Annotated in this window: 17 protein-coding genes; 6 read left to right on the top strand and 11 right to left on the bottom strand. The window is 60.4% G+C overall.

Features of this window, described 5'->3' with window-relative positions; translation table 11 throughout:
* Positions 1-15 precede the first annotated feature (15 nt).
* The 6 genes from RI103_RS16590 to RI103_RS16565 all read right to left on the bottom strand — a co-directional run bounded on the left by RI103_RS16590 (position 16) and on the right by RI103_RS16565 (position 5,485).
* On the bottom strand, positions 16-696 hold the full coding sequence (locus RI103_RS16590; protein ID WP_310813004.1) for a deoxynucleoside kinase: 681 nt from the start codon (positions 694-696) through the stop codon (positions 16-18).
* A complete protein-coding gene (folK, locus tag RI103_RS16585) occupies positions 693-1,241 on the bottom strand; it encodes a 2-amino-4-hydroxy-6-hydroxymethyldihydropteridine diphosphokinase (RefSeq protein ID WP_310813003.1) in 549 nt (182 codons plus the stop codon). Before folK ends, RI103_RS16590 begins: the two co-directional genes overlap by 4 nt.
* Before the next feature lie 48 nt (positions 1,242-1,289).
* Complete coding sequence (gene pcnB / locus RI103_RS16580; RefSeq protein ID WP_310813002.1) at positions 1,290-2,879, bottom strand: polynucleotide adenylyltransferase PcnB; 1,590 nt, start codon at positions 2,877-2,879, stop codon at positions 1,290-1,292.
* Positions 2,876-3,562, bottom strand: coding sequence for an HAD family hydrolase (locus RI103_RS16575; RefSeq protein ID WP_310813001.1), 687 nt, complete (start codon positions 3,560-3,562; stop codon positions 2,876-2,878). Before RI103_RS16575 ends, pcnB begins: the two co-directional genes overlap by 4 nt.
* Positions 3,555-4,325, bottom strand: coding sequence for a DnaA regulatory inactivator Hda (gene hda / locus RI103_RS16570; RefSeq protein ID WP_310813000.1), 771 nt, complete (start codon positions 4,323-4,325; stop codon positions 3,555-3,557). The genes RI103_RS16575 and hda overlap by 8 nt, the downstream gene beginning before the upstream one ends.
* 83 nt (positions 4,326-4,408) lie before the next feature.
* Entirely contained in the window at positions 4,409-5,485 is a 1,077-nt protein-coding gene (locus RI103_RS16565; protein ID WP_310815262.1) for an AI-2E family transporter, read from the bottom strand.
* 94 nt (positions 5,486-5,579) lie between these two features.
* On the opposite strand from RI103_RS16565, the gene purM reads away from it, so the two are divergent.
* Positions 5,580-6,647, top strand: coding sequence for a phosphoribosylformylglycinamidine cyclo-ligase (gene purM / locus RI103_RS16560; RefSeq protein WP_310812999.1), 1,068 nt, complete (start codon positions 5,580-5,582; stop codon positions 6,645-6,647).
* Between the two features lie 65 nt (positions 6,648-6,712).
* Here purM and miaA read toward each other — a convergent pair whose 3' ends face one another.
* Complete coding sequence (gene miaA, locus RI103_RS16555) at positions 6,713-7,660, bottom strand: tRNA (adenosine(37)-N6)-dimethylallyltransferase MiaA (protein ID WP_310812998.1); 948 nt, start codon at positions 7,658-7,660, stop codon at positions 6,713-6,715.
* 45 nt (positions 7,661-7,705) lie between these two features.
* Positions 7,706-9,781 carry a DNA mismatch repair endonuclease MutL gene (mutL, locus tag RI103_RS16550; RefSeq protein WP_310812997.1) on the bottom strand — a complete coding sequence of 692 codons (2,076 nt, stop codon included), beginning with the start codon at positions 9,779-9,781 and terminating at the stop codon, positions 7,706-7,708.
* 204 nt (positions 9,782-9,985) lie between these two features.
* On the opposite strand from mutL, the gene RI103_RS16545 reads away from it, so the two are divergent.
* Entirely contained in the window at positions 9,986-10,657 is a 672-nt protein-coding gene (locus RI103_RS16545) for a DedA family protein (protein ID WP_310812996.1), read from the top strand.
* A gap of 132 nt (positions 10,658-10,789) precedes the next feature.
* On the opposite strand, the gene RI103_RS16540 is transcribed toward RI103_RS16545, so the two are convergent.
* The 3 genes from RI103_RS16540 to RI103_RS16530 all read right to left on the bottom strand — a co-directional run bounded on the left by RI103_RS16540 (position 10,790) and on the right by RI103_RS16530 (position 14,160).
* Complete coding sequence (locus tag RI103_RS16540) at positions 10,790-11,602, bottom strand: mechanosensitive ion channel family protein (RefSeq protein WP_310812995.1); 813 nt, start codon at positions 11,600-11,602, stop codon at positions 10,790-10,792.
* A gap of 235 nt (positions 11,603-11,837) precedes the next feature.
* On the bottom strand, positions 11,838-12,296 hold the full coding sequence (locus tag RI103_RS16535) for a hypothetical protein (RefSeq protein ID WP_310812994.1): 459 nt from the start codon (positions 12,294-12,296) through the stop codon (positions 11,838-11,840).
* Between the two features lie 793 nt (positions 12,297-13,089).
* Entirely contained in the window at positions 13,090-14,160 is a 1,071-nt protein-coding gene (locus RI103_RS16530) for a hypothetical protein (protein WP_310812993.1), read from the bottom strand.
* A gap of 256 nt (positions 14,161-14,416) precedes the next feature.
* On the opposite strand from RI103_RS16530, the gene RI103_RS16525 reads away from it, so the two are divergent.
* The 4 genes from RI103_RS16525 (at position 14,417) to RI103_RS16510 (ending at position 20,186) form a co-directional block, all read left to right on the top strand.
* Entirely contained in the window at positions 14,417-16,639 is a 2,223-nt protein-coding gene (locus RI103_RS16525; RefSeq protein ID WP_310812992.1) for a glycosyltransferase, read from the top strand.
* Positions 16,632-17,411 (top strand): glycosyltransferase family A protein, encoded by a 780-nt coding sequence (locus RI103_RS16520; protein ID WP_310812991.1) that lies wholly within the window; start codon positions 16,632-16,634, stop codon positions 17,409-17,411. The genes RI103_RS16525 and RI103_RS16520 overlap by 8 nt, the downstream gene beginning before the upstream one ends.
* Before the next feature lie 352 nt (positions 17,412-17,763).
* A complete protein-coding gene (locus RI103_RS16515) occupies positions 17,764-18,474 on the top strand; it encodes a hypothetical protein (protein WP_310812990.1) in 711 nt (236 codons plus the stop codon).
* A complete protein-coding gene (locus tag RI103_RS16510; protein ID WP_310812989.1) occupies positions 18,471-20,186 on the top strand; it encodes a glycosyltransferase family A protein in 1,716 nt (571 codons plus the stop codon). The genes RI103_RS16515 and RI103_RS16510 overlap by 4 nt, the downstream gene beginning before the upstream one ends.
* The last annotated feature ends 137 nt before the right edge of the window (positions 20,187-20,323 follow it).

The raw sequence follows: 20,323 nt of genomic DNA, 5'->3' as shown, positions 1-20,323 counted from the left end.
GGGAGGCCGCGCCGCTTACAGCGACGTGCCTTTGACAAAGAATTCCTTGCGGCCGCGCATGGTTCCGATGCGTTCGGCAAGTAGCGCAAGGTCCGCGTCCGAGTCGAGCGGATTCAGGTGTTCGGCGTTGACCGTCAGCACGGGCGTGCGGTCGTAGTGATAGAAAAACTCGTTGTACGCGTCGCACAGGGCGTGCAGATACGCGTCGGAAATCTGCAACTCCATCGGCACCGCGCGCTTCTGGATGCGCGCGAACAGCACTTCCGGACTCGCCTGCAGATAGACCACGAAGTCTGGCGCCGGCGCGTTGACTTCGATCCGCGCGGCCAGCGCGCGATACAACTGCCACTCGTCGTCCTGCAGCGTCAGACGCGCGAAGATGTCGTTCTTCTGCGTCATGAAATCGGCGATCAGCGGTGTGCCCGAGACGTGCGCCACGCTCACGTCCTGAGCCTGCTGTACGCGCTGCAAGGCGAAGTGCAGTTGCGTGGGCAACGCGTAACGCGCGGTGTCGCGATAAAAGCGTTCGAGGAAAGGATTGTCCTGCGGCCGTTCGAACAGTTCCTGCATCGACCAGCGCTGCGCGAGGCGGCGTGCAAGCGACGTCTTGCCGACGCCGATCGGCCCTTCGATCGCGAGATAGCCGAACGGAGGACGCAGTTGCGGCGCCGTGACAGTGAGCGGCGATGAATTCATTCGCAGCGACCTTTGGGAGTAGTGCCTTCATCGCCAGTCAATGCATTGAGCATAGGACACTGGCACGGCCCCTTCACCTTCTCGATGCGCTGATCGCTCACACCGCTGAGCAGCGCCTCGGCGCGGCCGTGTTGCGGGATGACCAGTGCGGCGTCGATCTCGACGAGCGGCACCAGCGCGAAAGCGCGTTCGATCAGACGTGGATGCGGCACGATCAGATCGGCATCGTCGATCGATTGATCGCCGAACAGCAGGATGTCCAGATCGAGCGTGCGCGGTGCATTGCGAAACGGCCGCTCGCGGCCGAACTGGTGTTCGATCTTGTGGCAGAGCGCAAGCAGATGCCGCACGGGGAGCGTCGTATCGATCTTCACGACGCAGTTGAAATAATCGTCACCGCCCGCGTCGATCGGGGCAGTGCGATACAGGCTCGACTTGGCGAGCACGGTGATGGTGTGCTGTTGTGCGAGGCACACCACCGCGTCTTTCAGGGTCTGGCGCGCGTCCCCGAGATTCGCGCCGAGGCCGAGATAAGCAACCGTCATGGCATAACTTCCTGCAACTATCGTTCGACGGCAGCAGCTAACGCTATGTCAGTCTTCGTGCGGGCCGTCATGGCCTGCGTCGTCGGCTGTGCGTTCGGCTGGCGTGCCGCCCTCCAATCCGTCCCCCGGTTTGCGGTTTCTGGCGCCACTGCTGCGCCGCCGTCGTTTTCTAGGGCTTCGGTCCTTCCCGCCTTGCGTGAGCAATGCTTCACGTGCGGCGATGTCTCCTTCAATGAACTCCGTCCACCACGTACCGACCGACTCGTCGAGTTCGCCCGATTCGCAGCGCAACAGGAGGAAATCATACCCCGCTCTAAATCTTTGGTGTTCCAGCAGCTTCAGCGCACTTCTTCCAGAGCGTTTTTCGAGGCGCAACTGCAGGCCCCAGATCTCGCGCATATCCGACGAGAAACGCTTGTGAATCGCGAGTTTCTCCGTTTGCATGTCGAGGACGTCGTCCATCGCGCGGTGCAGTGCGGGTACCGGATATTCGCCGTTCGCTTCAAATTTTTGCCAGCGCTGCTGCACGTCGTGCCACAACAGCGTGGCGAACAGAAAGCCTGGCGAGACTGGCTTGCCGGCGCGCACGCGGGCATCCGTATTGTTCAGCGCGAGCGTGATGAATTTTTCGCCGATGGGCTGTTCGAGCACCACGTCGAGCAAGGGCAGCAGGCCATGATGCAGGCCTTCCTGGCGCAGGCGTTTCAAACACGCGAGCGCGTGGCCCGACAGCATCAGCTTGAGCATCTCGTCGAACAGACGCGCGGCCGGCACGTTGTTGATCAGATCGGCCATGTTGGCGATCGGCTCGCGCGTGCTGTCCTCGATCTCGAAGTCGAGCTTCGCCGCGAAACGCACCACGCGCAGCATGCGCACCGGATCTTCGCGATAACGCGTGGCCGGGTCGCCGATCATGCGCAACAGACGCGCGCGCATGTCGGCCATGCCGTTGTGGTAATCCAGCACGGTTTGCGTGGCCGGATCGTAGTACATCGCGTTGATCGTGAAGTCGCGGCGGGTGGCGTCTTCGTGCTGTTCGCCCCACACGTTGTCGCGCAGCACGCGGCCGCTCGCATCCACCGCGTGGGTGCGGCGGTCGAGCTCGTCGCGCTTCAGGCGGCGCTGCGGCGCGGCGTCTGCCGCGGGCGGATCGACCAGCGCGCGGAACGTCGAGGTCTCGATGATTTCCTGGCCGAACTGCACATGCACGATCTGAAACCGGCGGCCGATGATGCGCGCGCGGCGGAACAGCTTCTGCACCTGTTCGGGCGTGGCGTCGGTGGCGACGTCGAAGTCTTTCGGCTTGATGCCCAGCAGCAGATCGCGCACCGCGCCGCCGACGATGAACGCGCGGTGCCCCGCCTGTTGCAGACCTTCGGTCACGCGAATCGCGTTTCTGGAGATCAGTGCCTGGTCGATGCCGTGCACGTCGTGCGGAATGATGACCGGCACGTCCGGGTCACGCACGGTTTTCGCGGGCGCGGCAGAGCGCGCGGGTTTGCGGCGCGCCTTGCTGGCGCTCGACGTTGTGCGCGCCGGTGCATGGCCGGTTTCGTCTGCTTCGGCTTCGGCGGGCAGGGTGTCGTCAGCGGGCGCCGGGTCCTGGCCGAATAGCTTGCGGATAAGTTTTTTGATCACGAGGGTTGAAAGAGTTCGAGGATGCGCCAGCCTTTGGCCTGCGCATGGGCACGCAATGTGTCGTCCGGATTGGTCGCGATCGGCTCCGTGACTTTTTCGAGCAGCGGGATGTCGTTGTGCGAATCGCTATAGAAATAGCTGTGCTCGAAGTCGCTCCACGTCTTGCCGAGCGAGGCGAGCCATGCTTCGGTGCGCACGATCTTGCCTTCCTTATAGCTCGGCGTGCCGGTGGGGCGGCCGGTGTACGGCGAATGCGGCTCGCCGTCGACGGTTTCCGCTTCGCAGGCGATTAGTGCGTCGACGCCGAATGCCTGAGCGATCGGGCGGGTGATGAATTCATTGGTGGCGGTGACCACGCAGCACAGGTCGCCGGCTTCGCGGTGCTGCTTCACCAGCTCCAGCGCGACGGGGAAGATCGCCGGTTTGATGACTTCGTGCATGTACTGCGCGTGGAAGTCGGCGAGCTGCGCGCGCGTGTACTTCGAAAGCGGCGTGAGCATGGCGATCAGATAGGCGTGAATGTCGAGCTTGCCGGCTTTGTAGTCGGCGAAAAAGCGGTCGTTTTCACGGGCGAAATTTTCGGCGTCGACCATGCCGTGTTTCACCATGAAGCGGCCCCATTCGTGGTCGCTGTCGGTGGGGATGAGCGTGTGGTCGAGATCGAAGAGTGCGAGGTTAGCCATGGGGGCCTATTTTACTTGAAGCGGCGGATGACGCGGATGAGGCCGCCGAGGCCGCGCCGCCGCGCCGTTCTTCGGCGCCGGGCGAAGCCAACATGATGCGCAACAGCGGCAGCGTGACCGCGCGTTTCTGTTCGAGCGAGAAACGGTCGAGCGCGTCGAGCAGCGCCATCAGGCTGGGCATGTCGCGGCGAAAATGCGTGAGCAGGTAGGCCGGCACGTCGTCTGCGAGCATGATGCCGCGCTCGCGTGCCGCGTGTTTCAGCACCGCGGCCTTGCCTTCGTCCGGCAGCGGCGCGAGATGGAACACGAGACCCCAGCCGAGGCGCGTGCGCAAGTCCTCGCGCACCGTCATGCCGATGGGCGGCGCGTTGCCGGCGGCGACCAGTGCGCTGGTGGGATGCGCGCGCACTTCGTTGAACAGGTTGAAGACGGCGATCTGCTGCGCGGCGGAGAGGCCGTCGCAATCGTCGATCGCATAGAGCGCGACGCGCGGGTCGAAGCTGAAGGCGGCGAGGCTGCTCTGCGGGCCGGCGAAGCGCGCGTGCCCCGGCGATGCTTCGTGCACGAGCGCCTGCAACAGGTGCGTGCGGCCGCTGCCGGACTCGCCCCAGAGGTAGAAGGTGCGATCGGCGACCGGCCCGACGGCGAGCGCGTTCTCGAGCTCACGCAAGCGCGTGACCAGCTCGGCGTTGGCGCCGGCGAAGAAATTGTCGAATGTCGATGGCGGCGGGGTGCCGAGATCGAGCGTCAGTTGACGAAGCACAGTAGGTGAATGCCGAAAATGAGGCTTGGGCCGCGAATGGCCCGCAGCACGGGCCGAATAGTCAATAAGCAATCAATGAGCAGTCAGTTGTTATAAAGCGTGCTCGTCAGATAGCTTTGCCGCAACTCGCGCATGGCGACTGACAGAATCGCGCTGACCGGCAACGCCAGCAATACGCCGAAAAAGCCGAACAGCTGCCCGAACGCGAGCAACGCAAAGATCACCGCGAGCGGGTGCAGGCCGATCCGTTCACCGACGAGGCGCGGTGTGAGAAAGAAGCTCTCCAGGATCTGGCCGACACCGTAAACCACCGCGACCGCGCCGAAGCCGTACCAGTCGCCGAATTGCAGCAGCGCCGCGAGCAGCGCCAGCGCGAGGCCGGTCGCAAAACCGATGTACGGGATGAACACCGCGAGCCCCGTAAATATACCGACCGGCAACGCGATCTCGAAGCGCGCGACGCTCAGCGCAATCGCATAGTACGCGGCGAGCACGCCCATCACGAGCAACTGGCCACGCAGGTATTGGGACAGCATCTGGTCCATGTCGTGCGCGAGCTGCTGCGTCTTGTCGAGCCACCGGCGCGGCACCACGATCTGCATGCGGGTGAGCATGCGATTCCAGTCGTACAGCAGGTAGAACAGCACGAGCGGCACCAGCACGAGGTTGCCGACCAGCGTCATCATCACATTGCCGCTCGTGCGGATGGAGGTCCACGCATACAGCGCCACGGTCTGCGCGCTGCCTTCCAGTTGCCCCATCACGAGATCGCGGATGCTGGCGAAATCGAGCGAATCGGCGAGTCCCAGCATGGCGAGCTTGGGTTGCAGCCAGGCGTTCACGTGCGCGAACAGCACGGGCACCTGCTGCCGCAACTGCGGCGCTTCTTTCTGGATCACCGCGAGCACCAGCAGGACCAGAAGCGTCATGAGCAGCGTGAAAAGCAGCATCATCAACAAGGCGGCCAGACTGCGCGGCACACGCCGGCGTACCATCCACGCGACGCCCGGCTGCAGAATGTACGCGAGAATCGCGCCGAGCAGAAACGGCGTGAGGACCGGGCTGAGCAGCCAGAGCAGAATACCGACGCCCAGCGCCATGGCCAGCCAGATGATGGCGCGGCGCTGAACGGGCGTCAGAATCGAGGAGTTCTCTTGCAAAATTGTTTCCCAGGTGTCGCCGGAGTGCGTGAATTCCAGCCAGTCGGCCGGCATCGGGTAAAATCGCATTTTACCGACCTTCGAGCTCTTCCCCATGAATCAACCGAAATCCGCCCCGAATTCAACTGATTCGGCCCAAGGTCTGTCGTATCGCGACGCCGGCGTGGACATCGACGCGGGCGACGCCCTTGTCGACGCCATCAAGCCCTTTGCCAAAAAGACGATGCGCGACGGCGTGCTGGGCGGCATCGGCGGGTTCGGCGCGCTGTTCGAAGTGCCCAAGAAGTACAAGGAGCCGGTGCTGGTGTCCGGCACCGACGGCGTCGGCACCAAACTGCGCCTCGCTTTTCAGCTGAACAAACACGACACCGTCGGCCAGGATCTGGTGGCGATGAGCGTCAACGACATTCTCGTGCAGGGCGCCGAGCCGCTGTTCTTCCTCGACTATTTCGCTTGCGGCAAGCTGGACGTCGGCACGGCGGCAACGGTCGTGAAGGGCATCGCGTATGGCTGCCAACTGTCGGGTTGCGCGCTGATCGGCGGTGAGACGGCGGAAATGCCGGGCATGTACCCGGACGGCGAATACGATCTGGCCGGTTTCGCGGTCGGCGCAGTGGAAAAGAGCAAGATTATCGACGGCAGCACGATCGCCCCCGGCGACGTCGTGCTGGGTCTGGCTTCGAGTGGCATCCATTCGAACGGTTTTTCGCTGGTGCGCAAGATCATCGAGCGCGCGCAGCCTGATCTGAATGCGGATTTCGACGGCCGCACCCTCGCCGACGCGCTGATGGCGCCCACGCATATTTATGTGAAGCCGCTGCTGGCGCTGATGCAGCAGATCGCCGTCAAAGGCATGGCGCACATCACCGGTGGTGGCCTGGTCGAAAATATTCCGCGCGTGTTGCGTGAAGGCCTGACGGCTGAGCTGGATCATCGCGGCTGGCCGTTGCCGCCGCTGTTCTCGTGGCTGCAAAAGCACGGCGGCGTGGCGGATGCGGAAATGCATCGCGTGTTCAACTGCGGTATCGGCATGGCCGTGGTCGTGTCCGCCGCGGATGCCGATGCGGCGATCGGTCTGCTCTCGGCTGCAGGCGAGCAGGTTTGGAAGATCGGCGTGATTCGCGAAAGCGCGGCCGGCGAAGCTCAGACTGTAGTGGTCTAAAGGCCGTTGGAACCCGCGCGGTGTGCGAATAGTCGGCGCCGCGCGAGTTTCATAGCTTCGCAATTTCAAAGCAACCCTTCAATCGCTTCAAGTACCCGCGCCGTCGCGTGCGGATCGCAGCAGTCCACCACCACCCGCTCTGTCATGCTCCGCAGCCATGTGAGCTGCCGCTTGCACAACTGCCGGGTCGCAAAGACGCCCTTGTCGCGCATGGTCGAATAATCGACCGCACCATCCAGATACTCCCAGACTTGCCGGTAGCCCACGCAACGCATGGACGGCATCTCAGGCGATAAGTCGCCGCGGTCACGCAACTTCACCACTTCATCGACGAAACCACCGGCCAGCATCGCATCGAAGCGCTTCTCGATGCGCGCATGGAGCACGCTGCGATCGGATGGTTCCAGCGCAATCGGCACGAAGCGCCACGCCGCAGCGGCGTCATCCTGTCGAGCGGGTGCGGCCAGCAAGGCGGACATGGCCTGTCCGGTCAGCATGAACACTTCGAGCGCCCGCTGAATCCGCTGCGAATCGTTCGGCGCCAGGCGTGCAGCCGTGACGGGATCGATCGCGGCAAGCCGCGCATGCATGGCGGGCCAGCCCTCGCATGCGGCGTCGGCGTCGAGCGTGGCGCGAACGTCCGCGTCGGCGCTGGGCAGGTCGCTGAGCCCTTGCGTGAGCGCCTTGTAGTACAGCATGGTCCCGCCGACCAGCAACGGCAGACGCCCGCGCGCATGGATCTCGCCGGTTAGCCGCACGGTGTCGGCGCGAAATTGCGCGGCGGAATAGACGTCGGTCGGATCGACGATATCGATCAGATGATGCGGCGCCACCGCGCGCTCCTCGGCGGTCGGCTTGGCGGTGCCGATATCCATCTCGCGATAGACCAGTGCCGAATCGACACTGATGATTTCCACCGGGCGCCGTGCGGCGAGCGCCAACGCGGCAGCGGTTTTGCCAGATGCGGTCGGGCCGAGCAGGCACGGGACCGGCGTGGGCGTGCGCGAGGTCATGCGCGCGGCCATGGGCAAGCGGTTGCGAGTCGAAGCAGCGTCACGTCACTGACCACGCATGAACAGCCGATCGAGATCGGACAACGTCAACTGATACCACGTGGGACGCCCGTGATTGCATTGATCGGCGCGCTCGGTGGCTTCCATCTGACGCAGCAGTGCGTTCATTTCATCGAGCGTCAGACGCCGGTTCGCGCGTACCGCGTGATGGCAGGCGAGCGTGCCGAGCAACTCGTGCTGACGCTCGGTCAACACGCGTGAGCCGCCGAACGCGTGCAGGTCGGAGAGGACCGCGCGCGCCAGCGCCTGCAGATCGGCGTCTTTCAGCAACGCAGGCACGGCGCGGATCGCGAGCGTGGTCGGCGACAGCACGGCGAGGTCGAAGCCGAGCGCGTCGAGCGTGTCGCGCTCTTCTTCCACCGTGCCGATTTCGACCGGGTCGGCCTGCATCGACTGCGGAATCAGCAGCGGCTGCACGGCAATCGTGCGATCGGCCAGCGCGTTCTTGAACTGCTCGTACAGAATGCGCTCGTGCGCGGCGTGCATGTCGACGATCACCAGACCGTGCGCGTTCTGCGCCAGCACATAGATGCCATGGATCTGGCCGAGCGCGAAGCCTAGCGGTTGCTCGTCGGCGGCATGGAAGGCGGGCGTCGGGTAGGGCGCGGACGCGTTGTACGGCGACGGCGATTCGGCGGCCGAGTCGCGCGCCTCGAAAAGCGTGGCGCCTTCCGCCGTGCCGGCGTTGGTATCTTTGCGGCCGAAGAGCGCGTCGTAAAACGCAAGCGGTTGCGCAACCGGCAGCGTGCCCTGCGTCATGCGCGCCTGGCGCATCCAGGTATTGCCCGCCTGCGACGACGAGCCGAAGCCGCTCGCTGATGCTCCACCCAAGCCGCCACCGAGGCCGCCTGCGCCGCTGCCCGCGCCAAAGCTGCCGATGCCGCTTGCACCGAAGCCGCCGACGCCCGCGCCACCCAGCGGCGTTGCGCCGAACGAAGCCGGTCCGCCAACCGACGGCTCCAGATGCGCCGCATGCCCGCCTGCCGTCGTTTCCGGCGATGCGCCCGCATGCCGCGCCAGCGCACGCTGCACGGCGTGGAAGACGAACTGGTGGATGGAGCGCGAATCGCGAAACCGCACTTCGATCTTGGACGGATGCACGTTCACATCGACCGCTTCTGGCGGCAGATCGAGAAACAGCACGTAAGAGGGATAGCGCTCGCCGTGCAGCACGTCTTCATAAGCGGCGCGCACGGCGTGCGTGAGCAGCTTGTCGCGCACAAAGCGGCCGTTGACGAAGAAATACTGCTGATCGGCACGGCCGCGGCTCGCGGTCGGCAGACCGGCGCATCCGTAGACGGCCAGCGGTCCGGCGGATTCATCGAGTGGCAGATGGGCGGTGGCGAACGTGTCGCCGAGAATCTTCGCGACGCGCACCGGCGGTTCGCTGGCGTTCCAGTGTTCGACGGCCTTGCCGTTATGCAGCACCGAAATCGCGACATCCGGCCGCGCCAGCGCGGCGCGGCGAATCTGTTCGAGACAATGGCCGAGTTCGGTCTGCTCGCTCTTCAGAAACTTGCGGCGCGCCGGTGTGTTGAAATACAACTCGCGGACTTCGATCGTGGTGCCCTGGGTGCCGGCCGCCGGGCTCAGCACACCAGTCTGCGCGTCTACGCGCACCGCGTGCGCCGCATCGGCCGTGCGGCTCGTGATGGTCATCTGCGCGACTGAGGCGATCGAGGCCAGCGCCTCGCCACGGAACCCCAGCGTAGCGACCGCTTCCAGTTCGGCAAGCGAGCGGATTTTGCTGGTGGCGTGGCGCATTAACGCTAGCGCGAGTTCGTTCTCGGGAATGCCGCAGCCGTCGTCGGTGATGGAGATGCGTTTGACGCCGCCTTCGTCGAGCAGGATGCGCAGCGACTGCGCGCCCGCGTCGAGGGCATTTTCCAGCAGTTCCTTGACGACCGAGGCGGGCCGCTCGACCACTTCGCCGGCTGCGATCTGGCTGATCAACTGATCGGGAAGGGGCTGGATCGCGCGTAACGGGCGTGGGACGGGCGCGGCGGCGGACATCGCGGCCGCGGCGTCGAGGCCGGCAGGCGTTTCGGAGAATTCGGACATGGCGAAATTATAGCGATTCGGCGCGGCAAGCCCGTAACGCGCGCAAGCGCACTCACGCGCGGGAGATTTTTAATTGCGGCCGGGCACTTTCTGTATCATGACGCGGTCAATTTGCGGCGCGAGTGAGCGCTTGCCGCCATCGCTAACAGCCAGCCGATACGGCTGTTTTCGCCACCGTCATATTCGCTTAATAAAGGATTCTCTTTGGACACGTTGCTACATTTCGTCAACCTTGTCTTGCACATCGACAAGTTCCTCGGAGACTTTATTCACGTATACGGCGCCTGGGTCTACGCGGTGCTGTTTCTGATCGTGTTCTGCGAAACGGGGCTCGTGATCCTGCCGTTTCTGCCGGGCGATTCGCTGCTGTTCATCGGTGGCGCTTTTTGCGCGACTGGTGAGATGAACATTGGTTTGCTGATCGTGTTGCTGCTCGTGGCGGCCATCGGCGGCAATACCGTCAACTATATGATCGGGCGGGCCATCGGGCCGCGGGTGTTCAATTCGCATATTCCTTTTCTCGAACGCTTTCTCGATCGCAGCGCGCTGCAAAAGACGCACAACTTCTATGAGAAGCATGGCGGCAAGACCATCGTGCTCGCGCGTTTCATTCCGGTGGTGCGGACTTTCGCGCCGTTCGTTGCGGGTGCATCCGAAATGACGGTAAGCCGGTTCCAGTTGTTCAATTTTGCCGGCGCGTTTTTCTGGGTGCTGCTGCTGACGTTGCTCGGTTATTTCTTCGGCAACATTCCGTTTATCCGTCAGTATCTGAATGTGATCGTGCTGGTGGGTATCGGCGCGGCGATCGTGCCGGTCGTGCTCGGTGCGTTGTGGAAGATGATGCGCAAGAACACGTCAAATGCGAGCAACCGCTGATGTTTTACTGGCAGAGCTAGCCAGATGAAAAAACGGCGTCGCGAATCTCGCGACGCCGTTTTCGTTTGGTACTTCTGAATCTCGTGGGTTTAACAATTGACGACTCGAGACGTCCGCGTCGCACAACAATGCTCAGGTCACCGCCCGCGGCGCCAGCGGTGTTTCCGGCGTCGGGTAGCCGGCTTCCTTGAAGGTCTGGATGATCGCGCGATTGGTGTCGAAGTAGACCTGCCAGTAGTGCTCGTTGTGCGCGTAAGGCCGCACGCAAAGCAGCGGGCCTTCCGGCGTGAAGCTCAGCACTTCGATGTCAGGCGCGGGACTCTCAGCTACGTTCGGAATCTGCGTGACGGCCGTTTTCAACCGGTTCATCGCGTCGGTTGGATCGACGCCGTTGGCGATTTTCGCCGTCAGTTCGACGCGCCGCACCGGCAGGATGCTGTAGTTCGAGATCGTGTCGGAAAAGATCTTGTTGTTGCCGACGATAGTCGTCACGTTGTCCGGCGTCACGATGGTCGTGCCGAACAGGCCCAACTCCGAGACCGTGCCGGTGACGCCGCCCGCCGTGACGAAATCGCCGACCTTGAACGGCCGCAGCACCTGCATGAAGACGCCCGCCGCGAAGTGGGCAAGCAGGCCGCCCCAGGCGGTGCCGATCGCGAGGCCAAAGCCGGCGAGCAGGGCGGCGAACGAAGTTGTCTGTACACCGAACACCTGCAGGATCGCGAGGATCAGCAGCAGGTTCAGCAGTGCGCCGAGAATCGAGCCGAGATAATGCGCTAGCGTGGGATCGACGCGGCCGTTGCGCGCCAGCATCTTGCGCAGAAAGCCGGTGATCAGGCCGATGAGCCATCGGCCGACGATCCACAGGACGATCGCCCCGACAACCTTGGTGCCGAGGTCGATACCTCGGGTCATGATGAAGACGCGTACGGTTTCGAGATCCAAGATGTTCCTCGTTGGGTGAGTTGCCTTCGACTGATTGAACAGCGGTGGTGCAATACAGCGGCAAATGCCCGACGACGGGCGCAAACGGTAACACTCGGGATAACACGCGGTCTTCGGAAGTTATAGGCGACGGCGGGTCCGTTCGCAAGGACCGTTCCCGTTGCTCATGTGGCTTGTCTGGCGGGAAAGAGAGGCGATTTGGCGGACGTGTTCGATGGGAGACGATCGCTGCGCCTTACATCGGCAGGTCCGATTTCGAATAGGGTGAAGTGTGGATGCCGAGCGTTTCGCTGGCACCAACTTTTGAGCGGCGCGCTACACGGCGACACGTGAGGGCGGCGGCAATGGCGAGCAGATACGCGCAGCCGCGCTCGAAGAACGCAGTGGAGGTGCTGAACTGGCCGTAGCGGTTCTGCGAATCGGCGAACACCAGAAAGGTTAGCGCGGCATCGAGCAGCAATGCGACCGATGCCAACGCGGTGAATATATGCGAACCGTTGAGTGACGCGCCAGGGATGAAGCGGTTGCACATGTGACAGGCGGCCAGCACGAAGGCAAGCAGAGCCAGGTTCCAGAACAGGTCGAACAGGAAGTTGGTCATGTTGGCGGAATGAAAAGCGCAGGGGTTGTGGCGTTGCCAAAGCGTCTGCTCACGCAGAGTCGCAGCTTGGTTCGCTGAATCGGCGCAGATCATTGCACGTCTTTGTGTCTCAATAAATATTTGGTTCGGAGTTCGTTGTTTCCTGTTCGTGCTTGCGGGATTGGGTACTGGAAAATTCTGATCGCGTCGTCGGGAATGGTGGTGGGTAACGTCAGCTGGTTCGGAAAACTAACGAGGGTGATCTTTCCGGAGTCCTCGGTCGGATATTGAAGTACTCCTTTTTATGCGCGTCATTGTAATGGTGGCGATATCGCAAAACGCTTCATGATTTTGCTTTAGATGGCGCGTTCGGAGAAAAATTCTGAGCATGCCAATTGGCGGATGAATGGAAAACCGCCGTACGATATTTTAATGGTGCAGGGATTTTTCTATTGTCGTGTCGCATGTCCGCATCCGGACATTCGGCGTTTCTGATTCGTTAGCCTTTTTAACGCTTTGCTGAGACCCGACCCGAACCGCGCAAGCGGCAGCTGGATCTCTTCGCGGCTGCAGATCGATCGCTGCCGGACGCCCCAGGCGCCTGCATGGATATGATGCTGTCGTCGTTTTGTCTTTGACCCCTTTCGTAAGACGTCCCTAACGGGCACTCCTGTTCTTCTTTTGTGTTTTGTGATCGCGGCGGTTGCGGTGTGGGTTCCGGGTGCCGAGAGGAAGGGGCCGCCGTTGGATGCGCCGGTGTCGAAGGCAGTCGAAACACAATTGCGCGCTGTGCTGAGGCCGGTGCGGGGTGAGTTCGAGTCATGTGGCTGGGTCGAATCAATCCGCCGCGCAGCAGCGCGCTCACGCACGCGCATACCCGATTGACGACGACCGTCGCGACAGTTCGCTAGCGGGTATTTTTTGAAAGGATGGCTTTATTCGTGTGGAAGACTTCGTCGCGCCAGCCATGCGGCCTCACCGAGCGAAGCAATGCGGCGTAGGCAGACAATACTCTGACGCCGGCCTCACCCGTGTGCCGCTTCATTTGGGTGCCGATTAGCTTCTTCTGAGTGGGCATCTGCTGGGCTTCGAGCACGCTCACCACATCGGCGCCGGTGATGCTGTCAGCCACGATTCCAAAGTCCGAGTAATCCGACCCGCGCAGATGGTCGATGACAGCTGTAGGCAGTCCGGCGGCAAGGGCCTGAATGGCAATCGTGCTGCCTGATGTGACCAGTGCATCTGCCTTGGCAATCGCCTCGTTCGCCGATTCCGATTGCTCGGAAAATGCGAAATCATCACGCAGTTCATCGTATAACCGCAGGTGCTCGGGATGTGGACGCAAGATGACAGGCATCCCGCTCAGTGATTCCACTTCGCGCGCAAGATCGCGAACAGTGGCGACGTTCAGATCGAGTTGCAGCGCAAACAGTACGCCGGCGCCGCCCGTATGCGCCGCCCTCGCGACATCAAGTTGCGGCAACGCCATGGTCAGCACGTCCGCCTGATATTGCAAAGAAAATCGCTCGGCAAATCCGGCGCCAAAAACCCCGAAGCAATCGAATGACGGGAATAGCGATTCGTAGTAGGACCATGTCTGCACGAAACCATGTTGCAGCCCGATGAATTTTATGCGCGGTTGATGCGGTCTGATCCACTTTTTGAGGTGCAGTTCGGGGCCGCCCACGCATGTGGTCATCAAGATTGCGTCATAGTCTCCGGACGCGCACGCATTGATGACCTGTACCCGGCTATGGTCCTCGTCGTCTCCGACAAAGTTGAAGTCATGACCTATCGGCAGGCTTAAAACCGTAAATTCCTTGATCTCCGGCGCATTTAGCCCGGCGGAATCCGGGTCCACTTCCCTCGGAAATAGCATGAAGTCACATCCGCCCCCGCGACGACGAATGGTCTCCGCGAGCGGCAGCCAGTGAGACAGGGAGCGTCGATTGAACGATGTGAACAGGACTTTCAGCATACAGGGTAGCGCGGGACCGATACAGCAAAGTACATGGCGACAACTCGACCGCGCATTATATGTTAATAAACCACACAAAGCACTCGAAATCGTTTGCGTGCGTTACACGCCCTTACAAATAGGCCGATTTCTGCTACCCTTCCGTTCGCGTTGAGCACGACGTTGGTCTAGGGGAAGGAGTGATGGCTTTCGTCGGATACGGCTCGCGCCACGAACGCAGTCTGTCCGCAAAAATCACGCGAATCCGGAATTAGTTATGAATGTGCCTCTTACCGGCCGGTTGAGTCGACTGGTCAATCGGCAAAGACGCCATACCCCGACCGATTTGAGTCGTTCGGAGGCGTTGACGCTAGAACAATATGTGCATCAGGTATTCAATCACGAGGAATATCTCCGCTCGAACCCGGACGTTGCAGAGGCGGGTGTCGATCCTGTCGATCACTGGCTGAACCATGGCGTTTTTGAAACCCGTCCACTGTCGGAAAATACGATAGTCGTCCTGAATGTGGACCCTCCGGCGGAAGCAGAAGGGCAGAAGCGCAAATTCGAATGGAAGGGCGTTCAGGTTTCGATCGTGGAACGTGAGAACACGGCAAAGGAAACCGACGTACCCGGGCTGGAATATGAGCCACCCGCGGCCGAGCTTCAGTTTCTCCAGTTTGCAGTTGATAACTTCGACGAAGAATTTTATCTGGCGTCGAATCCGGATGTCCGTGAGGATGGATCTGACCCCCTCGCCCATTATCTCAATCATGGAGCGTTGGAGGGACGGAGCCCCTCGGCTGACCTCGTCGTCAAGATCGAGGCAGAGGCACAACACTTCAAGTGGAAAGGCAACAGTATCTCGATTGCGCCAAGAGAGGTTGTCGAAGAGCCCGAGGTATGTGCCGGGACTGGGGCGCAAGACGTTCCCCACGTCACGGAGCCAGACAGCGACGAAAGCTTTGCGATTTTTGTGAAGCAGCAGATGGATCGTGAGGTTTATCTGGCAGCCTACGAGGATGTGCGGCGCGCTGGGGTGGATCCGGTTGAGCATTGGCTCGATTCGGGAATCTGGCAGGGACGGATGCTGTCGCCCAGAATCATGGTAGCGATCGGCGAGCGTGCTGAAAGACGCACCGTGAGCCCGGTGCTGCGATTCAAGTGGCGCGGCACGTCGGTTTCAGTGTGCATGAAGCGGATGAGCGATTCCATTTTGTCGCAGATTCTGGCTCAGTCCCAACACGATGGCGCTGTGGTGGCGCCGGGCGCGAACGCAATCGCCGGATTGCGAGAGTTTGACGCGATTGACTTGATGGCGCGGAACGATGCCGACGTCCAGAGCATTTTCTCTGCCGTCCAAGAGCGTCCCGATGTCGTGCTCATCACGCCTTTTTTATGCGCGGGCGGCGCGGAAAAATATGTTTCGGACCTCGTGGGTGCGCTACAGGAAGCGGGCCGCGGTCCTATTCTGGTCATCGTCACCGAGCATACCAGGCAGGCTGCGGGAGATTGGGAAAAGCTCTCGATTCTCGCCCCGCTGACAAAAGCACGAGTTTTGTTCTGGCCCGATGTGTTTGGCCCTGGCCACGCGAACCCGGTGTATTTTGCGCGGGCGCTCAGCGCACTCTTTGCCAATACCATAGTAGTGAATAACAGCCGCCTTGGGCTCGATGCTGTGTCGAGATTTGGTCGTGGACTTTCGCAGAACAGCAAGATCTTCTGTACCTATTTCAGTCACGGTATCAATGCGCTGGGCGCACCTTACGGGGCTCGGTTCCCGCACAAGACCATGCCTTTCGCTACTACCCTGACAGACAACGGGCCGATGGCCGCTTTGATGGGAAAAATGTGGAGCGGTTTGTCTGAGCACCCAGTCGTGAAGCTGTCAGCCAAGGTGGACTCGGTAGAAGAGCCGATTTTCCTCGAGCGGGTGGAAGCAAGGCGTCAATTGGCCTCGCATGCGTTTCGTCCGCACAAATGGGTATGGGTGTCGCGAATCGAGCGGTTCAAGGGCACGGAAGTTCTGGCCCATCTGGCCAGGCTGAGACCGTCCGACGAGTTTCATCTGTTTGGCCCCGTGGACGGAAGTCTGGCCGAGTTGGGTCTGACCGGGCTGAACCTGATCCATCATGGTGTGCTGGAGAACGTTGCAACGCATAGTTTTTCGGAGTACGACGGCTTTGTCTTTACAAGTCTCTTCGAAGGCATGCCAAATGTCGTTCTCGAAATGAGTCAGCACGCAATTCCTCTCGTGCTTGCGGACGTTGGGGGCCTTCGCGGGACCTTCAGCGAGAAAGCAGCGATCTACGTTACGCACGACGATTCGAGCGAAGCTACCGCACGGCTCTTCTCCTCGGCACTAGATGCGATCATCGATCTATCGCCGGTCGCGACGGTGGAGATGGTCACACGCGCCCGCGATCAGGCGCTTGAAACGCACGCGTCTGATGTGTATTTGGACGCGGTCAAGGCAATTTTCGGTGGACGTGATGTTTGATATTACAGCGACAGTGGTATTTCATCGGGAAGGCGCATACGCTCTTCCGGCTCTCGCCAGCCTGCGCGATATGGTTGAGTCAGCCAAAGCGCGCGGGCTGAGAGTTGAGGCACAAGCTGTTCTGGACAACGCTGACGCGCTTACGCGAGAGATTGTCTCTTCGCGCGGAGCGTGGCTGGATACGGTGAAGGAAGTCTCGTTTGGCGACCTCGGGCACGCGCGTAACGCCGGTGTCGCGGCTGCGCAAGGCGAGTACCTGGCGTTCCTAGACGGTGATGACCTGTGGGGCGCTGACTGGCTTCACCGGGCTCATGCATCTGCGATGGCCTCTGAAGCTCCAAAAGAAACGATATGGCATCCGGAGATGCTTTATTATTTTTATGCTTCGGATTTCGACAGACACTCGATGTCGGCCGTTCCAAACGCAGCGGCCAATTCATTCCATTTCTTCCATTACTCAAGTGACCATCCGAAGTTCGACTCCAATACATTGTTTATCGACAATGTCTGGTCTGCGAACGTCTTTGCGTCCCGAGATCTGCACCTGCGCTACCCTTACAGAGCCATCGAAAGAAAGACTGGGTTCGGCGTAGAAGATTGGTCGTGGAATATTGAAACGGTCAGCGCGAACATCCTTCATTCCATCGTCAAAGACACAGTTCACATCATCCGTGTCAAAGACGTGGGGTCGTTGGGGCAGCAAAATACCGCAGAAGGACTGTTGCCGCACATTCCTCAAGGACTGTTGCCGCGCTTCGGAGATCCAGCCTGAGCCACTTGGCTTGGCGTTGCAGAAAGGTCGAAAGGCAAGGTTGTGGATTTGACCGCACCTTTTGACCGTCTGTGATGGCGCAGCTTGCCAGGCGGGTGTCGCTTTCACAAGCCCATGGCTCATACGAGAGCATTCGTTTTTTTGCCAGTCACAGACTCTACCTAGTCAGGAATCTCTGAGGATTAATTTGAGTACGCCGCCGATACACATTCAATGCGTCTACGGAAGCTCGCATGTAAAGCATTTGACTGAATGCTTTATACCTGCGCTGAAGCGAAGCACAGAGCGGCCGATCCGGCTTTTTACCATCAACTTTGATCCGACTAGTGCTTCGCGTCTGAAAACTTCGACCGTGGAAGACGGCGTCGAGATCGTTGATGTGGCCAATACTGCAACCCAGAAAACCGGCTTCGCGGAAAATCACAATCTTCTTTTCGCAACCAGCAAGCCCTCTGAACATTTCGTCATTATCAACCCGGACTGCATTCCGCAACCCGGTTCAATCGACGCCCTGATTCGGCGGAAACAGGCTGGCGGCGATCGCATCGGCATCGTCGAAGGGCGTCAATGGCCGTTCGAACACCCGAAAGAATTTGATCCGTTGTCGCTCGAGACGCCTTGGGCAAGCGGAGCGTTCTGCCTTATCGACTCCTCGTTTTACGATCGAGTGGAGGGAATGGCGGAAGAATATTTTCTGTATATCGAGGATGTGGATCTGTCCTGGCAGGCTTGGTTGAATGGCTATTCAGTGCTTTACGAGCCGGGCGCCACGGTGACGCATTTCAGCGGCGGACGGTTTTATCGCGGCGACCTCGTCTCTGCGGAACAGTATCTCGGCCTCAGGAATTTTCTGATCATTTCAAAGAAGTTTTTTGGGAACGATGGTGAGCGACGGGCCATCGAGATGCTGCGCGCATTTCCCGACCGCGATCTCAGTGAAGTCGCGATCGGAGAGTACTTAAACAATTGCCAGGATCGCGTGCCCACCGGTTATGTGGGACGCTCCCACAAACAGGTGAAAATCCTTGGCCTGAACCGTTTCCACGAATTGAGGACGGAATGATTCACGTAGTTGCACGATCAGACAAGCACGGCGAAGCCTTTCTCGAGAGTCATTCACATCTGCGCTCGCGGATCGTTGTCAAGACGGGGCAGCGGTCCTATTTCAGTCTCCTGCAGGAGTTGATCGACGCGTGCCCGGAAGACTATGCCTGCGTGGTTCACGACGATGTGTTCCTTAGCGGCGATTTTGGCGTTCGAGTGGATGAACTGATTGCCGAACTCAACGCAAGCTGGCCCAATTGGGGACTCGTCGGTAACGCTGCAGTCTTGTCCGTGAAGGTCGGTTACGCAGGGACAAACGTAGTTCGCTATCTGAGCGATCCGCATGGCGGACCGAACCTGGCATCGGAGATCCTGCCGGCGCAGTCCATCGACGGAAACGTCATGCTGCTAAACGTGAAAGCCATGCGCGCGCGCCAGCTGCGTCTTCCGACATTTGACGGCTTTCAGCTCTACGACATTATCCTCAGCATTGAAACCGTGCGCGCCGGTCTGGGCGTATATGTTGCTCCGCAGCTTGCCTGCTGGCATGGAAGCCGTGGCAACCAGGGCGAATTCGATCGTGCGAAAGACTCTGAAGCATTCAAACACTACCTCACAAGTGCCGTACAGAACCGGCGCATACAGACGCTCAACGGCGTGACAGAGGCGCGCTTCGATCTTGCGAGTCGAATGATGCGGGGACGTGTGGAACTCGAACTTGACAGTCTTAGACAGGCCGTCAGCGGGCGCCCAGTGAAGACAGTGGCCATCGTCACACGGACACAATTTTCCCGACTGGACCTCCTCAATCGTACGCTCGACACGATCGATGCCTTCGTTGCGTCCGCAGGGGCTTCGACCAGCTTCCGCAGTTTCATTGTTACCGATCGCAAAAACGCCGCACCTGAGGATGTCAAGCGCCGCACTGTGGTTCTGGAAGCGGACTTGCCGCACGGTAGCGACACGCGTTACCAGCTAGTGCGATTCGCGGCAGAGAACATCGACGCCGACTATTTCTGGTTTGTCGACGACGACGACTGGCTTTTTCCGAACGAAGCTGAACGCCTCAGCCTTGCCATCAGTGCGGCGCCAAGCGGCGCGATGGTCTTTCTCGACTGCCAGCATTTCAGCGAAAAACCTGTTGCGCCGGGCACGGGTAGTGATGTCCACTTGTATCGTTCGGTCGAAGGGCACTTCTTCTCTTCGCAGCGATTTCTTCTGTCATTGTCCGGGCAGAATCATTCTCCGTTCTGCGGTGTCGTTTTCGAGCGGGGCGCTCTGCTTGCCATTCCACCGCGCGTGTATGAGACCGTCACTTACTACGAAGACTTCATGACGATCCTCAACACGCTGCTTTCGCTCAAATGCTTCCCGGTGGTCGTCGACAAGCTCTACGTCGGCATCTCGCTGCGCAACTCCGGTAACACCGTAACGGAGATGGATCGCACCAAATGGGATCGCTCGATGAGCGAAATGGTCTCGCATCTGTTGAACTCGCCCGGCACTTCGCAGATGTTGTCACTGCCATCGCATGCCATCAGTATCGCACCTCAGCAACAGCGCCTCTTGGCGGAGAAAGTACATCTCGAGCAGGAGCTTGCTCAGGTTCGGCATCTGATCGACCGCATTTCGAAATCGAAATCGTGGCAGCTTACGCGGCCGCTGCGAGTCGCGGCGCGCATGTTGCGTGGACAAGTGAGACTCCGCGCCATCCTGAACGGGCTGCGGTAAGGGGAGGCGCTTTCGCCCGGGCTGCATCGACGAGTGCAGCAGCTTTCGCTTGTTTATGGCGAGTTTGCCTCGGAATTGCCGAGCTGCGGGAGCTGTTCGTGGACATACTTGGGAAGCTTCGCGGTTACGTTGTCGGC

The organism is Paraburkholderia sp. FT54 (assembly GCF_031585635.1).
Lineage (GTDB): Bacteria > Pseudomonadota > Gammaproteobacteria > Burkholderiales > Burkholderiaceae > Paraburkholderia.
Note: the sequence above shows the minus strand (reverse complement) of the source record. Positions and strands in the feature narration are given on the sequence as shown.

Coding starts and splice junctions, on each gene's coding strand:
- RI103_RS16590 (WP_310813004.1), bottom strand. CDS start 696: ATGAATTCATCGCCGCTCACTGTCACGGCGCCGCAACTGCGTCCTCCG.
- folK (WP_310813003.1), bottom strand. CDS start 1,241: ATGACGGTTGCTTATCTCGGCCTCGGCGCGAATCTCGGGGACGCGCGC.
- RI103_RS16575 (WP_310813001.1), bottom strand. CDS start 3,562: ATGGCTAACCTCGCACTCTTCGATCTCGACCACACGCTCATCCCCACC.
- purM (WP_310812999.1), top strand. CDS start 5,580: ATGAATCAACCGAAATCCGCCCCGAATTCAACTGATTCGGCCCAAGGT.
- miaA (WP_310812998.1), bottom strand. CDS start 7,660: ATGACCTCGCGCACGCCCACGCCGGTCCCGTGCCTGCTCGGCCCGACC.
- mutL (WP_310812997.1), bottom strand. CDS start 9,781: ATGTCCGAATTCTCCGAAACGCCTGCCGGCCTCGACGCCGCGGCCGCG.
- RI103_RS16535 (WP_310812994.1), bottom strand. CDS start 12,296: ATGATCTGCGCCGATTCAGCGAACCAAGCTGCGACTCTGCGTGAGCAG.
- RI103_RS16530 (WP_310812993.1), bottom strand. CDS start 14,160: ATGCTGAAAGTCCTGTTCACATCGTTCAATCGACGCTCCCTGTCTCAC.
- RI103_RS16525 (WP_310812992.1), top strand. CDS start 14,417: ATGAATGTGCCTCTTACCGGCCGGTTGAGTCGACTGGTCAATCGGCAA.
- RI103_RS16520 (WP_310812991.1), top strand. CDS start 16,632: ATGTTTGATATTACAGCGACAGTGGTATTTCATCGGGAAGGCGCATAC.
- RI103_RS16510 (WP_310812989.1), top strand. CDS start 18,471: ATGATTCACGTAGTTGCACGATCAGACAAGCACGGCGAAGCCTTTCTC.